The sequence below is a fragment of the Paenibacillus sp. FSL R7-0210 genome (genome assembly GCF_038009085.1).
Lineage (GTDB): Bacteria > Bacillota > Bacilli > Paenibacillales > Paenibacillaceae > Paenibacillus_AQ > Paenibacillus_AQ silagei.
The window spans coordinates 70,040-85,785 of the sequence record NZ_JBBPAR010000001.1 but is presented as its reverse complement, the minus strand read 5'-3'; the positions used below and the strand labels follow the sequence as shown (position 1 = coordinate 85,785).

The following is a 15,746-nucleotide window of genomic DNA, read 5'->3' as shown; positions in this document are numbered from 1 at the left end:
TGCTCTTTAAGTGAAGCAAAATGTACGGAATAAGTCAAACATCATTATTCACCGGCACGAACACGGGCGGGCTGCAATTTCATTAAAGGACCCAGCAGCTTGCGCAGCGGACGGGGATAACCGGCAATCTCCTGGCTGCTGAGTACACCCAGAATAATCAGGAGAACCAGATACACAATCACGACTGCCGCTCCAACCACCAGACAGGTGATCAGGAAGGCCAGACGGGCCGGCATCAGATCAGTCATCAACAGGCCTGCTTCATTCAGACCATAGCCGATGCCTGCCGAGGCCAGAACCGCAATGGAGAAGCCTCCCCAGCGTTTGCCGAGAATGGAGAAGGGTACGATTTTTTTGAGCATCCGCAGATTCAGCAGTGTAATGACAATGAAGCACAATGCCGTAGAGCCGATAATGCCGTAGATGCCGAACCACTGGCTGAACAGGAAATTGGAGCCAAACTTCACGAGGATACCAACAAGTACATAATACATCGATATCCGCGATTTGCCCATTCCAAGCAGGATCGAGTTCGTGGTCATCATCGTAATCTGGAAAATGGTACCCAGCGTCAGCATCGCCACAATGCCGCTTCCATCGAGTGTCTTGAACAAGAGGCCATTCACAGAATAAGCAGCCACGACCAGGGAGAGCACAACCGGTGTGCCGGTCAGAATGGACACCCGCATGGCAAGTGTGACCTGACGCTGCAGGTGCTGTTCATCTTTGCGGGCGAAGGCGGCAGATATAATCGGAATCAGCGATGCACTTAGGGCGATCGACAAGACCGGAGGAATCCCGGCCACGCTCTGTGCCCGGCTGCCGAAGATCCCCAGTGTCCACGTGGCTTCCTTCAAGCCGATTTGTCCGCTAAGCAGCGGCACAATAAAGGTAGTATCAATGAAGTTCACTACAGGCACCGTAACGGAAGACAATACAATCGGTATGGACAGCTTGAAAATATCCTTGTAAATCTTCAGCAGCGGGATACGGGCCTCACTCGATTCATATAATGCAACCTTCTCCTCGCTGCGGCGCAGCTTCATGGCATAATACAGCATCACGCCAAAGGCGCCGATACTGCCGAGCACACTCCCGAAGGATGCGCCTGCTGCCATCCAGGTGTTGCTGTAGCCCTGGCGCAGCAGAATGAAGGCAAGCAGAATGGCCGTGGATACCCGGGCAATCTGCTCAACAATCTGTGAGATGCCGCCGGCCATCATATTGTTACGCCCTTGGAAATACCCGCGCATCATCGCGATCGCGGGGAATAGCAGCAGCGCCGGGGCAATCGCCCGTATGGCCAATGTACTCTCGGGAACCTTGCTGGATTCCGCATAATAAGGAGCAGCTATGTAGAGCGCCACACTCATAAGCACACCAACCACAGCCGCAAAAATCAGCGCCGCCCGGTACACCTGCTGTGCTTCCTGCGGGCGGTTCAGCGCATAGCGCTCGGACACCATTTTACTAAGTGTGCTGGGAATTCCAGCTGTCGCCAGCGGCAGCAGCAGCAGATACACGTTGTTGGCTTGTGTAAACGCAGCGTTACCGACTTCATTGAATAAATGCTCCAGCGGCACCCGCTGGGCAAGCCCGAGGACACGGGCCACCAGTGCGGCTGCCGCCAGAATAAGCGTGCCTTTGACAAAGGATTCTTTCTTGGTGGACAAGCTGTTTCGCCTTCTTCACAATAAATTTAGTAACGCCCGATCCAGATAAAGAAGAGGACGATCATAGCAATCTGCAGAATAATCTTGACGACTGTGCTGCTGAACAGCCCCAGCAGAGCGCCGAAGCTGACCTTAACCGCTTTGCCGGCCTTCTCGCCAGCAATCAGCTCGCCGATGAAGGCACCTGCGAACGGGCCAATCAGCAGGCCAAATGCCGGAATCACAAACGGACCGGCAATCAGACCGATGGTGCTGCCGATCACCGAAGCGCGGGAGCCGCCGAACTTCTTGACGCCCCAGGCCCCGACCACGTAGTCGGCAACGAACAGAACGACAACGATCAGGGTCTGGGCAATCCAGAACCAGGGACCGAAGGAGTCGAAGGAAAAGAACCAGCCATATACAAAGAAAGCCAGGTAAATCGCAAGCGCCCCCGGCAGGATCGGATATACCGCCCCCGCCAGCCCGATTGCGAACAAAGCAATGATCAGAATCCAGCCCAGAATTGTCAATTCCCTCAACTCCTTAAGTTTAGATAGCTATCAATGGTGCGGGTCGTAACTGCGGTGAATGTTTGGCTTCCGGCCGCTGTTGTCACCAGATTTCTTGATTCAAACCGCTGTTAGCGGTGGAAATCCGGTGACTGCTGATGCTTCCGAAGCTAGCTTTCCTACGGAAAGCTTTCAGGCGGTCGCTACCGCTCCTACAGCTCAAACTTCCCCTCCGTTACTCCCACCTATATTGTTGTCTCTCAGTAATCTTAAGCTCGTTTCGACACTCTACCGGCCGAGGTTCCGGCCTCTGTCAGGATGTACTTCTGGATCACTTCCGCGATCCCGTCTTCATTATTCGTAGCTACTACCGCATCCGCTTCCTGCTTAACAGTTTCCTGCGCATTGCCCATAGCCACTCCGAAGCCGGACTGCTGGATCGCTGCCAGGTCGTTGAGGCTGTCGCCTACGGCAACAACCTGGGACATGTTAATGCCGAGCAGCTTGCATACTTCAAGTATGCCTGAAGCCTTATTGACGCCAAGCGGATTAATCTCCAGGTTGAACGGCGAGGAGTTGGTGATCTCCAGCCCGCCCAGCTCCTGCAGGCGCATCAGCAGCTTATGACGGATATCGTTATCCTCGGTGGAATAGCCGAATTTCAACCATTCCCTGCTGTCAATCTCCCCGTCCCAGCTATCCCGGTTGTACACTTCATCTACGGAGTAGGCCCAGAACCAGATATCGAATTCTTCAGCGATCTTGTGCATCTCCCGGACCAGTTCAACATCCATCAGGGACCGGCGATACAGCTCATGAGGCGCACGCCAGACTTCACTTCCGTTGACCATAATCATCGGAGTGTTCAAGCCAAGCTGTTCAGCATACGGCATCGCACTGCGCGAGGAGCGTCCGGTAGACAGGCAGACATGTACGCCGGCTTCCATCGCTTTTTTGATCCATTCCACCGTAAGCGGGGTAATCTTCTGTTCGTCGTTCAGTAGGGTTCCATCCATATCCAATGCTAGCAGGCGGTATTTGGCAGTCATTTGCCACCCCTCCATTCTTGGTTGCTCTTTCGTTTGAAGGCAACCGTATATTTGGTATTACGCAGATCCATCTCCTACTCGATTATAATATCATCAGTTTGTTGCAGGAGTATTATCGGCACTGTCACCGGAAGCAGCGCCGTCATTTGAGTTCGCTGTTTTCAGGCTTTTCTTAGGCACACCGTCCAGTCCGTACTCCCAATCATAAGCATCGAAAATTTTACGCGCAACCGGAGCGGCACTGTTGGAGCCGAAGCCGCCTTCCGGAATGACCACAGCCACCGCTAACTTAGGATTATTACGCGGGGCGAAGGCAATAAATACCCCGTTATCGCGTAATTGCCCTTTTCCCAGCTGCTGTGAGGTCCCTGTCTTACGGGCAAAATCATAAGGGAAATCTGCGAATGCGGAGACCTTACTGTTCATGCCCTTTTTAATCTCTCTCCAATAGGACTTGTCAAAGGTCGTCACTTCATCCAGCACCTCGCGCTCAAACTTCTTGACCACCTTGCCCGCTGAATCCGTAATCTTGCTGACAAGCTGCGGCTTAATCCGCACCCCTTCATTCGCAAGCGTCGAGGCATACTGGGCTAGCTGCAGCACCGTATAACGGCCCTGCTGTCCGAAGGAGGCATAGACCAGCGCGGCTTGCGCACTGCCCGCTGCCTTAGTATCTGTGTAGTTGATCTGTCCCAGGTATTCATTAGGCAGACCGCTCTGCGTAGATACGCCCAGGCCGAATTCTTTCATATACTTATCCCAGATATTAATGCCCTCACCCTTGTAATGCTCATAAAGCTTCTTACCGACCATATCCACCATGAACACGTTGGAGGAATCCTCAATCGCCTTAGCCGGACCCATCCGGCCGTATACGTGACCCGAGGAATTTCGGACAGAGGATTTATCATCCTTACCGAAATAAGCAATCCCTTTGTCAGTGTACGTAGAGGAGGTACTGAAGAAGCCTTCATTCAGACCAATCAGCACCGTCAGAGGCTTAATGGTGGAACCGAGCAGCACTGTGGAGCCGAATCCATGACCGGACAGGCCGGAAGAATACGGGGTGATCGTCCCGTTCTGGTAATTGCCCATGATCTTGTTCCAGGTATCTGAATCCAGCTTCTCCGCTGTCCAGACATTGGTATCGTAATCCGGCATACTGGCCATGGCCACAATATTGCCGGTATCGACCTCCATCGCCACGGCGTAGCCTGTCTTGGCGTCAGGATGAGTCTTACCCTGTACAGAGTTGCGGTGCAGCCAATTAATCTGTTCGGTGATGGCCTGCTCCGTCTTAAGCTGAACATTCTTGTCAATCGTCATCCAGATATCATTACCCTTGACAGGCGGCACTACCTCTTCCACCTTCTCGGCCATGTTCTGCGGATTCACCGAGATGACCTGATAGCCGTTCTTGCCGCGCAGCTCCCGCTGGTATTGCAGCTCCAGACCGTCGAAGCCGACGAATTCATCGTCTTTATAATTCAGGCCGGGATCTGCGCCGATCTTCTTCATCGCGCTCTGAATATTCTTGTAGATGTTGAGCGTGTTGGAGGATTTGAAGGGCTTGATATAGCCGACCGTCTGCACGGCAACGGTATCCTTGTCGTAATGACGCACGCCTTCTTCTACGATCTCCAGACCGGGGAACTCGCTTTTGTGCTCCATGAAATAGGCGATTTCCTTGGTGGTCAGACCGGATTTGATCTTGCGGGCCATATAGCCCGAATATTTCTTGAAATATAAATCCAGAGAATTAATCACTTCATTAACGGTCAGCTTCTCGCCGTTCGGGTCGCCATATTCGTCAAATTTCGCAACCAGATTATTCGCCAGCGCATACGCATTGGCTCTTGCCTCCGGCTTCAGCGAGCTGATCCCCGTCTCCTTGTCCACCGCCTTGGCTGTATATTCTTTCGTAAGCGTAACATACAGCGTTTGAACGGAGGTGGAGTAGGCAATTTGCTCGCCTGCAGCTGCGCGGATGCCTCCGCGGATGGAGGCGAGCGGGACACTTTTGGTATCCCGGCTGGTCTCTACCTCGGTCAGCGTCGGTCCTTCCACAAATTGAATAACTGCGAGGCGAATAATAATGACACAAAAAATAACAAACGTGCTGAAGAAAAACACGTTAAGCCGCAGGCCAAGCGAGCTCTTGCTGTCCTTCTCTTCCGGGGGGGAGGCCTGCTTTCGGAAAACACCCACAGTTTTTCACTCCTCTACATCAAAATAAACCGTTTAATCCACCCTTGACTCTGGCACATTCTTCTTAGGGACTCCATCCAGTCCATACTCCTGGTCATAGGCTTCAAAAATCCGGCGGGCTACCGGTGCGGCACTGTTCGCTCCAAAGCCGCCTTCCGGAATAATCACGGCCACCGCAAGCTTAGGATGCTCACGCGGAGCATAAGCAATGAACACCCCGTTGTCACGGATGGCCCCGAAGGCTTCCATCTCAGAGGTTCCTGTCTTGCGGGCGAAGTCATACGGGAATCCGTCAAACGCCTTAACCTTAGTATTCATCCCGCGCTTGATCTCCTTCCAGTAAGAAGGGTGAAACGAGATGCTGTCCAGGACTTCCCGTCCAAATTGCTTAACCGTCTTCCCATCGGGATCTGTAATCTTACTGACGAGCTGGGGCTTAATCCGCACGCCTTCATTCGCAAGTGTTGCCGTATACTGGGCAAGCTGCAGTGCGGTGTATTTCCCCTTCTGGCCGAAGGAGGCATAGACCAGCGCCGCTTGGGCAGAGCCTGCCTTCTTGGGATCAAGATAATCGGCAACCCCGGGACTTTCACCCGGAAGCCCGCTTTGCGTAGATACCCCAAGCCCGAATGCCTTCATATATTTATCCCATATGGCAATGCCTTCTCCCGGATACTTCTTGTACAGGGCATTACCGACCCACTCTACCATAAAAGCATTCGAGGATTCCTGAATCGCCTTCGCCGGACTAAGCGGGCCCAGGACATGGCCGGAGGAATTCCTCACGGAGGAGCTGTTATCTTTACCGAAATAACCAATTCCTTTATCCATGTAAGTATCACCGGTAGTGAATAAGCCTTCTTCCAGACCGATCAGGACGCTTAACGGCTTAATCGTGGAACCCAGGTAGATCAATGACTTCAGTCCGTTGCCGGAGATACCGGAGGAAATATCGGTAATCGTCCCGTTCTGATAATAGTCCTCAATTTTGGCCCACTCTTCTGGCGGTAGCCTCTCGGCATTCCAGACATTCGTATCATAGTCCGGCATATTCGCCATTGCCACTACATTGCCTGTATCGACTTCCATCGCAACGGCATAGCCGGTGAGCGCATCCTTATGAAGCTTCCCCTGTACAGGGTTGCGGTGCAGCCAGTTGAGCTGATCCATAATCGCCTGTTCTGTGCTCATCTGCACCTGCTTGTTAATCGTCATCCAGATATCGTTGCCCTTGACGGGCGGGACCAACGCAATAACCTCTTCGGCCATATTCTGGGCATTGACTGAGATCGTCTGATACCCGTTCTTCCCTCTAAGCTCGCGCTGGTATTGCTGTTCAAGACCATAGATGCCGACGAACTCATCTTCCCTGTAGCTAAGTCCCGGGTCCGCACCCGTTTGTTTCATGGCGCTGCGGATATTTTTGTATAAATTATATCCTGTTTCTGTAGAACGGAATTGCTTCATATAACCAACCGTTTGGACAGCCACCGTGTCCTTGTCATAATGGCGGATACTCTCCTCCACCACTGACACCCCGGGATAACGCTGCCTGTTCTCCATCAGATGGGCGACTTCCTTCATCGTAAGACCGGCCTTGATCTTGCGCGGTACATACCCCAGTGACTTCTTGTAATCAAGGTCCAGCAGTTGCAGGATATCCTCCTTGAGCAGCTTCTTCGCAGAGGGATCCCCATACTGTTCAAAAACGGATGACAGCCCCGCCACCAGCGCCTTCGTATTCTCCTTGGCTTCAGCGGTGGGTTCATATAAGCCGGTGTTCTTATTCTTGACCTTCGCGGTGTATTCTTGGGTTAACGTAACGAATAGCGACTGAATCGGTGTGGAATGGGCGATGTCTTCCCCGCCCGCCGCGTGAATAGTCCCCCGGATCGCCGCAAGCGGAACATCCTTGGTCTCCCGGCTGGCCTCCACCTCGCTAAGCTCGGGACTCTCTACAAACTGCAGTCCCGCAAGCCGGATCATAATGATCACAAAAATAAAAAAAGTGCCGAAGAAAAACAGATTTATGCGTAAGCTCAGGTAGTTGCGGGTCTCTCCATCACCCGGGCCGGAGCCCGGCTTACCGAACCATCTCACAGCAAGTCCTCTCCTTGTATGGTTTGCAGTACTGCTTATCCGTCAGATCACGGGCAAGAGCTAACAGTACCGTCCTTTGAAAAGACGGCACAGCCGTTTCCACTTGCCCGCTGTTATTGTACCATAGATACAAGAGCGTCCGCTTCCTTCTCAGAGGACGTTTTCCTTGATATGCGTGGAGTCGAAATCCCCCGGATTGAACCAGTTGCCGCTGCTGGCCCAGGTGGAATCGAGCGGAATCCAGGCTGCGCTGCTGCTGATATAGACCTCATTCCAGGCATGCGGGCCATAACCGCCTTGACCGTCATAGCCCTTGCCGGTGACGACACGCACCTGAAGACCTTGCGAGCGGGCCATCATGGCATAGAGCCGCGCGTAATCAATGCATACCCCAAGCCGTGTATCCATCGTATCCTGCGGGGTCTGCTCGTGCCAGATCCGTCTCTCTTCATAATTCTTCGCCTTGTTATAGTCGTAGGCAATACGCGAGCCTACCCAGTCATAGAGCAGCCTGGCCTTCTCTTCATCGCCGCTTGCTTGTCCGGCGATCTCTGCGGCTGCACCGGCAATATCCGCCGAAATATCATGGTCAATCACCTCATATTTACGACGGAGAATGTCACTCATCTCGGCGGCTACCGCCTTGGTCAGTACCGGAAGCTTGCCTCTGACCTGTTCACCGGCCAGCGGCTCAAATACCGCTTCCGCACTCTGGCTGTAGACCGGTGATGATTGCACATAGCGGCTGAAGCCGCTGTCCGGGTTCAGGGCGACACTGATGAACAGGACAAAGACCAGCACCATGGCCCGGGTAAGCCCTGCGGCGGTGCCAAGCACTGCCCCGACCAGCCGGCTGGCGCCTGTGATCCGCCCCGAACCCCTCCCGGACTGGCGCGGCAGGCGAAACGGCAGCAGCAGGAACAGCAGACCCAGCAGCAGACGAATCAAGGTATAGCACAGCAAGAGCAGCAACAGAAACCGCACTACCGGTGAATTCGCCAGTACAGAGGCACCGGTATAATATAGCTGCTGCCATTGGCTTAGCTTGTCCTCCGGCGGAGTAATGCCGGAAGCCCAGTTCCCGGCAGCAGGCGAGAGGTATACGGCTGCGGGAATCGCCATCACCAGCGAAGCTGCCGCAAGCACTCCTGATCCGAGCATGCCGAACAGCCCTCCGGCTGCTCTGCGGAAGCCCCGGCCCCAGCCCTGCAGTGCAGAGAAGAGGACGATCAGCAGCAGAACAATGGAGATGATATTGGCTTCACGAAGACTTTCTATCCAGGTATTCAATGAATCACTCCTCCTTCTGCTGCTGCAGGTAACCCTGAGCCCGCTGCACTATTACTTGCCCGCCTGCTTCCGGGCTTCGTCGATGAAGGTCTTGGTTGTATCCGTAACGCTCCACTTCCCGAGGCTGACTCCGCGGAAGACCACTTCCACCTTGTCCTCTGCAGCAGAGCCCTTCACCTCCAAATTAGGAGTAGTGATGGTGAAGGTGCCGTCACCGCCAGAGGTATAGACCGCCTCCTGCGCTTCTTTGAGCATAACCTCCTGCGCCTCATTCTTCAGCGTGCTGACTGTCCCGTCCGCCACTTTGTTAACGGCATTACCGATCTGATCCATGGTCACCCCGCTATAAATGAATAACCCCACCACAATAACGACGACGATAGCCCATTTCAGCATAGTCTTAACGATGTTAACGACTGCGAACAGCAGGACAAGCGCAATAACGATAACAAGCCAATTCTCTCTGATAAACTGTGACCACACTTCCGGATTCATCAATTTCACAACACCCCAATCGCAAATTTCGCCACTCCGGGACGCTGTCCCGTCAGACATTTCATTAATATTAATTATTATACATGAATGACCTTTATAATTCATGGTTGCCGGAATGCAGAACTGCATACAGAGGCTGGCCAAGAAAATGGTATAAGCCCCCGCTGCCGCACGTAAAGTACAAGTAGGCTGTTCCCTCTGCTGGAATCCGTTCCGTCATCAGCGGCTGGCCGCTAATCTGGAGGTGTTATCCGTGAAAACTGCAATGTGGCTGTACCTCTTCATGTTCCTGGCGTTCTTCGATTTACATGCCCAGTACCCTATCCTGACACCCTTTGCCATGTCCCTGGGAGCGGGCCCGGCCTTCATCGGCTGGATGATGGGGATGTATTCCCTGACCCACCTCCCGGGCAATCTGCTGGCCGGTGTACTTGTAGACCGCAACGGCAGCCGCCGCTATATCGTATTCGCCCTTACTGTAGCAGGTCTGATCCTGCTTCTGCAGGCGCATGCCCAGCTGCCCTGGCATCTACTCCTGCTGCGGGCAGCGAGCGGGTTCGCTCTGGCGTTCCTCTCCCCTGCCTGTATGACCCTCTTGGCCTCGCTCTCGTCTGACCCTGCGACCCAGGGTAAATACATGTCAGGCAACGGAATTATTCACACGCTAGCTTCGGTTGTCTCCCCTGCCGCCGGAGCCTTCATCGTCGCCAAAGCCGGTTACTCCGGCACGTTCAGTACATTGGGGTGGCTCCTGATCTTCACCGGTGTGATGGCCTTCTTCAGTGTGCCGAAGCATAATCCGGCCCTGGCCCTGCCGGGGCCAGTACTCCCGGTGAAGGAGAATCTGCCGTCTGGGGCGGCCGCTACCGGCCAGCCTGCTGTCTCCAGGCGTTACTATCTGCTGCCCTTCTTCGTATCCTGCTCCCAGGGCGTACTGTTCTTCGAGCTTCCGCTGTCACAAGGACAAGACGGGATGGTATCTACCGGAATTCTGCTCTCCCTGCTCAGCCTTGGAGCGCTGGCGACCCTCTGCCTGTTCTTCCTGAACCGCCTCTCGCCGGGCATCCGGATTGCCGCTGCCCTGCTGGGAATGGCTCTCTGCTTCTTCACCCTGGCTGCCTTCCGCAGCATCCCGGCCGGAGTGATTCTCTTCCTGCTCGGCTCTGCCAAAGGCGTGTTGTTCCCGGCTATGGCCTCCCTCTTCATCAGTCTGGGCGGCGCAGGACGGCTGGGCCGGACCTTCTCGCTGCAATCCATCGCCATGTCCCTCGGAGCCTTCGCCGGACCCGTCGCTGCCGGGCAGCTAAGGGAGTACGTGTCCCCGTACTTCATCGCCTTCGTGCTGCTGATGACAGCCCTTATGCTGCTGCCTCCGGGCAGATCCGGCCGTCTCTCTTCCTACGCTCCCGGCTGGAACAGCCCGGCCGCCTGAATGCGACATTTCCCGGGGAATGAATACATATTGTTCCGCCAAGCTGTTAAAAATAGCGCAGCTTAGGTACAATATCGTCATAACAACTAAGATCCGGGGGCTGATTGCATATGTCCATCACCATTATTGTCGAAGGCAAGAACGACCGCAGCAGACTGAGGCGGCTGCTTGAACCAGAGGTCGACATTCTGTGCACCTTCGGTACGCTGAATACCCTGAAGCTGGAATCCCTGCGGAATACCATCCGGGACGGGGAAGTCTACCTGTACATGGACAATGACAGCTCAGGCAAAAAAATCCGTGCAGTCCTGCGTGATGCCTTTCCCGATGCCATTCATATGTATACCCGCAAGGGTTATGCCGGCGTGGAAGGGACTCCGGATGAATATAACATCACCCAGCTGGAGAAGGCCGGACTTGAAGATTTCATTATTTACCCCCAGCCGTATCCGCAGGGTATAGAAGGATAATTCATCGCATGAAGCATATACATTCTTAACCTTTCACCACAAAACGAGGGTGTCCTGTGCAGCAGCTCCACTGCTCCACGGACACCCTCGTTTATTGCGTTCCTGTGCTATTCACGGGCCAGCTTCTTAACCGTTCTGGCCAGGAACTCCGGCGTTACTTTCTCCGTATCCCCGGCATCGTACAATCCCCGGAGCCGGTTGTTCTTGTCCACCAGGCCAATAAGGTTCGCGTGGGCGAAATCATCCTTGCTCGTGCCATAGATCAGCACCTTGAAGGACTCCGCTGCCAGCTTGCGTACCTGCTCCTGATCCCCCCGCAGGAAGTACCAGCCGTTATAATCGGCATGGAACTTGTCGGCGAAGGCCTTGATCGCTTCCCTTGTATCATTCTTCGGATCGAAAGATATCGAGACGAATTCAACGTCTTTGCCGAAGCTGCCGTCTTTAACCAATATATCCTGCGTCTCTGACAGCATATAGGTGGTAATCGGACACACATCGGGACAGACCGTGAAGAAGAAATAGACCAGCCTTGCTGTGCCTGCCGTATCCGCCAGACTGATCTGCTTCCCGTCCACATTCTCCAGAGAGAAGTCCTGTACCTGACCTATGACAGGCAGCTTCTTCTCACCGAACCCAAAGGATTGGACTGCCAGATAGCCAGCCATAATTATTGCAATCAGCAGCAGCAGCCAGGTCCACTTGTAGCGCTTCAAGGTCTGCACAGGACGCCCTCCCCCTCTATCCTAAGAATACTTACACGTGAATGGTATTCAGCACCAGGGCAATCAGACTTAAGGTCAGATAATTAATGGAGAAGAGGAAGCTTTTCTTCGCCCATACCTCATCATCCTTTGCCTTGAATCCGATTAGAGTTAAGTAGAGCCATGCCACCGACAGTCCCAGTGATACAATCAGATAATATATACCTGCATAATCATAGGCGTACATCAGCACAGGCACCGGTAGCAGCAATGCCACATAAGGAATCATCTGGAATTTGGTGCGGCGCGTCCCCTTCACAACCGGAAGGAGCGGAAATCCTGCTGCTCTGTATTCCTCCTTGCGGCGGATGCCAAGGGCCCAGAAATGGGGCGGCTGCCACAAAAAGAGCATTGCGAACAGCAGCCAGGCGCCGAGATCCACTGTTCCTGTAACAGCCACATAGCCGATGACAGGAGGCATGGCTCCCGAGATCGCACCTACCGAGGTGCTCCAGGTGGAGGTTCTTTTGAGCCAAAGGGTGTACACTACAACATATACGAACATGCCGACTATGCCGAATAATCCGGCTAGTACGCCGCAGAAGGCGAACAGCACGCCCAGCCCGGCAATGCCGAGCCCAATGCCATAGATAAGAACCGTTGTCGGCTTCAGCCTTCCTGTAGGCAGCCCGCGTTCCCGGGTCCGTTCCATCTTCATATCCAAATCGCGGTCAAAATAATTATTGAAGACACAGGCTGAAGCCATGACCAGCATGGTGCCGAGCAAAGTCAGAATCAGGCGGCCATACTGTACATCCCAGCCTGATGCCACCCAGTAGCCTGCGAATGCCGCAATCAGATTGGAGCGGATAATCCCGGGCTTTGTAACGGTAATAAAGTCGCGCCAGCTTGCACCTTCCGGTGGAGACTTGGCAGACATTGATGCGGAATCAGAAGAAGCTTGATATCTCAATTGATTGTCCACGTATCGGGTTCCTCCTTCTAGGGAACTTCTTACACTCCGCTATTAACTTTATCATAGCAAACTGGGAAAGACTTTGACAATCATTGACCAAGATGTTCATTAATTCGACAATTACGTGACGATATTTATTTTCCCGTCCTTAAATAACTTAGCCCAATAATGGGTAGTTATTAATAGAGAACTTCCGTACAAAGGAGATCTGACTAATGGATACTGCCACACATTTTGTTATGGGACTTGGACTTGCAGGTCTGTCCTTCGTCGATCCGCTCGTCGCTTCGAATGGAACGCTTGCCGGAGCGGTGATGGTAGCTACTGTACTGGCTTCTCAGGCACCGGATGCCGATACCGCCCTGCGTCTGAAGGATAACGCGGTATACATCCGCAATCACAGGGGGATCACCCATTCCCTGCCCTTCTTACTGCTGTGGCCGGCATTGATCACCGTGGTCATCGGGCCGTTGTTCGGCTTCACGGACCTGAGCACCTTAAGCCATATCGCACTCTGGAGCTTCATCGGCGTTGCCGTCCATGTATTCTCCGATCTGTTCAACACCTACGGGACTCAGGCCGCACGCCCGTTCACCGAGAAATGGATCGCCTGGAACATCATCCATATTTTCGATCCGTTTATCTTCGGCAGCCATGCAGCGGCGATTATTCTCTGGATCAGCGGACTGGTGCCGCCCGCTCCCCTGTTCATCACCTTGTATGCCTGCATCGTCTTGTACTACATCTGGCGGACCCTCGTTCATGCCCGCATTACCCGCAGCATCAAGAACAAGGATGTTCACCATAATGCAGGCGACCGTTACTATGTGATCCCAACCATTTCGCCAACGCGGTGGAATCTGGTCAAAGCTAAGCCGGACGGAAGCTACAATGTCGGGCTGCTGAACAGCGGACGGCTGGAATGGTTCAAGCATGCGGTGTGCTCCACTCACCCCGCTGTCGAGCGTTCCAAATCCCATCCGGATATTCAGGCCTTCCTGTACTTCACCTCGTACGCTGTCGCGGAGGTGGAGGAGCTGCCCTCTGGTTATATTGTACGCTGGGGAGATGTCCGTTATTTACACCGTAAGCAATTCCCGTTCGTGGCTGTGCTGGTAATGGACCATGAGTATAAAGCGCTGAATACTTATGTCGGCTGGCTGAGCAGCGAGAAGCTGGATGAGCGCTTCGCCGTTGATCCGGGAACCGTCAAGCTGTAGTATGATTTGCAAACGATAATCACCATGGAGAGGGTTGCCCCGGAAGCCAGGAAGGAAATGGCTGCCTTGGGCAACCCTCTTGACGTCCGGGACCGCATAAGTCACAATCAACAACAAGTGGAAAGGCTTTGCCGTCCTTTTAAAGGACGGTACCCTTTCAGCGAGAAATATAAAGACAATGCACAGTGTGAAACATTTACATTCTTATATTTCAAAAGCGCTTACAGGTCAAAGCCTATATACGCTCACTTTACGTAAAATCCCGGCATGCTGCGAGGCACACCGGGATTCACTTGTACATTATTTGAAGCAGAAAGGAAGGCTGGAACATATGGGTAAAGGTCTGTCACTGTGGTTCGCCTGCTCTTCAATTCTACTCCTCACAGCAGCTTCCATCTCGATCAGCTATAACATTTGGCTGGCGCTGCTGCTCGGCGCGCTGTGCGTGCTTAACATCGGCTGGGGCTTCATCGTCAAGGCCAGGCTGAGACGCAAGGCGGAGAGCAACCAGCCTACCCCTTAACTTAACGGGTAGGCAGGAAGCCCATCCGTTCCTTCACGCCCTCCAGGGTACGGGCGGCACTTATACGTGCACTTTCGGCACCCTGAGCCAGAATATCGCTGAGCATCCCTGAGCTGCGGATGTCCTGATATCTTTGCTGGATTGGCTCCAGCAGCGCTACGACCACTTCAGCCAGCTCTTTTTTGAAGCCGCCGTACATTTGGCCTTCATATTTGTCGGCAATCTGCTGCAGGCTCATTCCCGAGCACTCGGCATAGATGCTCATCAGATTGCTGATCTCCGGCTTAGCCGCCGGGTCGAAAATAACCTCACGGCCGGAATCCGTTGTGGCCCGGCTAATCTTTTTGCGGATTACATCAGGCGGGTCCAGGAGTCCGATTCTGCTGCCGGGGTTGGGATCGCTTTTGCTCATCTTCTTGGTGCCGTCATCCAGGGACATGATCCGCGCCCCGACCTCCGGAATGTAAGGCTCAGGGACGGTGAAGAAGTCACCGAACCGGTGATTGAAGCGTCCCGCCAGGTCACGTGTCAGCTCCAGATGCTGCTTCTGGTCTTCGCCTACCGGTACCAGATCCGCATTGTAGACCAGAATGTCGGCGGCCATCAGCGACGGATAGACGAACAGACCTGCGCCTACGGATTCTTTGCCGGCCGACTTATCCTTGAACTGTGTCATCCGTTCCAGCTCACCCATGGCAGTGAGCGTAGTCAGAATCCAGCCCAGCTCGGCATGCTGCGGCACATGGGACTGCATGTAGACATGCGCGATCGATGGATCAATGCCTGCTGCCAGATACAGCGCGGCTACCGATTCCGAATTCTCGCGCAGGGCTGCGGGGTCCTGGGCTACCGTAATGGCATGCAGATCGACCACCATGAAGTAACATTCGTATTCCTTTTGAAGCTTGACGAAATTCTTGATTGCCCCGATATAATTACCGAGTGTGAGTGAACCGCTGGGCTGTATGCCCGACAATACTTTTTTAGCCATCCTCTTATCCTCCATCATCATTAAAATTGTCCGCTGGTGCAAGGAACGCAAAAAGGCCCCACATCCGCAAGGGACGTGAGACCGTGGTACCACCCTTATTCGCTGCCTGGAGTCCCCGGAGGGA

General features: G+C 53.7%; 14 protein-coding genes. 4 read left to right on the top strand and 10 right to left on the bottom strand.

The genetic code is table 11. The features are described 5' to 3' along the window. Window positions 1–44: 44 nt before the first annotated feature. The 7 genes from MKY64_RS00425 to MKY64_RS00395 form a co-directional block, all read right to left on the bottom strand. A complete protein-coding gene (locus MKY64_RS00425; RefSeq protein WP_209875896.1) occupies window positions 45–1,673 on the bottom strand; it encodes a putative polysaccharide biosynthesis protein in 1,629 nt (542 codons plus the stop codon). 26 nt (window positions 1,674–1,699) lie between these two features. Further along, a complete protein-coding gene (locus tag MKY64_RS00420) occupies window positions 1,700–2,185 on the bottom strand; it encodes a DUF456 domain-containing protein (RefSeq protein WP_340950406.1) in 486 nt (161 codons plus the stop codon). Window positions 2,186–2,433: 248 nt separating this feature from the next. Next, on the bottom strand, window positions 2,434–3,213 hold the full coding sequence (locus MKY64_RS00415; RefSeq protein ID WP_036722039.1) for a Cof-type HAD-IIB family hydrolase: 780 nt from the start codon (window positions 3,211–3,213) through the stop codon (window positions 2,434–2,436). 93 nt (window positions 3,214–3,306) lie between these two features. After that, window positions 3,307–5,421, bottom strand: a complete 2,115-nt coding sequence (locus MKY64_RS00410) for a peptidoglycan D,D-transpeptidase FtsI family protein (RefSeq protein ID WP_340950403.1) — start codon at window positions 5,419–5,421, stop codon at window positions 3,307–3,309. Window positions 5,422–5,454: 33 nt separating this feature from the next. Next, window positions 5,455–7,521 (bottom strand): peptidoglycan D,D-transpeptidase FtsI family protein, encoded by a 2,067-nt coding sequence (locus tag MKY64_RS00405; RefSeq protein WP_340950401.1) that lies wholly within the window; start codon window positions 7,519–7,521, stop codon window positions 5,455–5,457. A gap of 150 nt (window positions 7,522–7,671) precedes the next feature. Beyond that, on the bottom strand, window positions 7,672–8,811 hold the full coding sequence (locus MKY64_RS00400) for a transglutaminase domain-containing protein (protein ID WP_340950399.1): 1,140 nt from the start codon (window positions 8,809–8,811) through the stop codon (window positions 7,672–7,674). A 51-nt stretch (window positions 8,812–8,862) separates the two neighbouring features. Next, complete coding sequence (locus tag MKY64_RS00395) at window positions 8,863–9,306, bottom strand: hypothetical protein (RefSeq protein ID WP_036722049.1); 444 nt, start codon at window positions 9,304–9,306, stop codon at window positions 8,863–8,865. A 253-nt stretch (window positions 9,307–9,559) separates the two neighbouring features. Between MKY64_RS00395 and MKY64_RS00390 the strand changes: the two genes are divergently transcribed. Together MKY64_RS00390 and MKY64_RS00385 are read left to right on the top strand one after the other, a co-directional pair. Beyond that, window positions 9,560–10,738, top strand: a complete 1,179-nt coding sequence (locus tag MKY64_RS00390) for an MFS transporter (protein ID WP_340950397.1) — start codon at window positions 9,560–9,562, stop codon at window positions 10,736–10,738. 110 nt (window positions 10,739–10,848) lie between these two features. Continuing rightward, window positions 10,849–11,208 (top strand): DNA primase, encoded by a 360-nt coding sequence (locus MKY64_RS00385; protein WP_036722053.1) that lies wholly within the window; start codon window positions 10,849–10,851, stop codon window positions 11,206–11,208. A gap of 107 nt (window positions 11,209–11,315) precedes the next feature. Here the strand turns inward: MKY64_RS00385 and MKY64_RS00380 are convergent, their stop codons facing one another. After that, window positions 11,316–11,933, bottom strand: coding sequence for an SCO family protein (locus MKY64_RS00380; protein ID WP_340950396.1), 618 nt, complete (start codon window positions 11,931–11,933; stop codon window positions 11,316–11,318). Window positions 11,934–11,964: 31 nt separating this feature from the next. After that, window positions 11,965–12,897, bottom strand: coding sequence for a heme o synthase (gene cyoE, locus MKY64_RS00375; RefSeq protein ID WP_036722057.1), 933 nt, complete (start codon window positions 12,895–12,897; stop codon window positions 11,965–11,967). A 206-nt stretch (window positions 12,898–13,103) separates the two neighbouring features. On the opposite strand from cyoE, the gene MKY64_RS00370 reads away from it, so the two are divergent. Next, the gene (locus MKY64_RS00370) at window positions 13,104–14,108 is read left to right on the top strand and encodes a metal-dependent hydrolase (protein ID WP_340950394.1); all 1,005 of its coding nucleotides are present in this window, start codon (window positions 13,104–13,106) and stop codon (window positions 14,106–14,108) included. Window positions 14,109–14,439: 331 nt separating this feature from the next. Continuing rightward, entirely contained in the window at window positions 14,440–14,631 is a 192-nt protein-coding gene (locus MKY64_RS00365; RefSeq protein WP_036701722.1) for a hypothetical protein, read from the top strand. Window position 14,632: 1 nt separating this feature from the next. Here the strand turns inward: MKY64_RS00365 and trpS are convergent, their stop codons facing one another. Then, entirely contained in the window at window positions 14,633–15,622 is a 990-nt protein-coding gene (trpS, locus tag MKY64_RS00360; RefSeq protein ID WP_036722062.1) for a tryptophan--tRNA ligase, read from the bottom strand. Window positions 15,623–15,746: the final 124 nt, after the last annotated feature.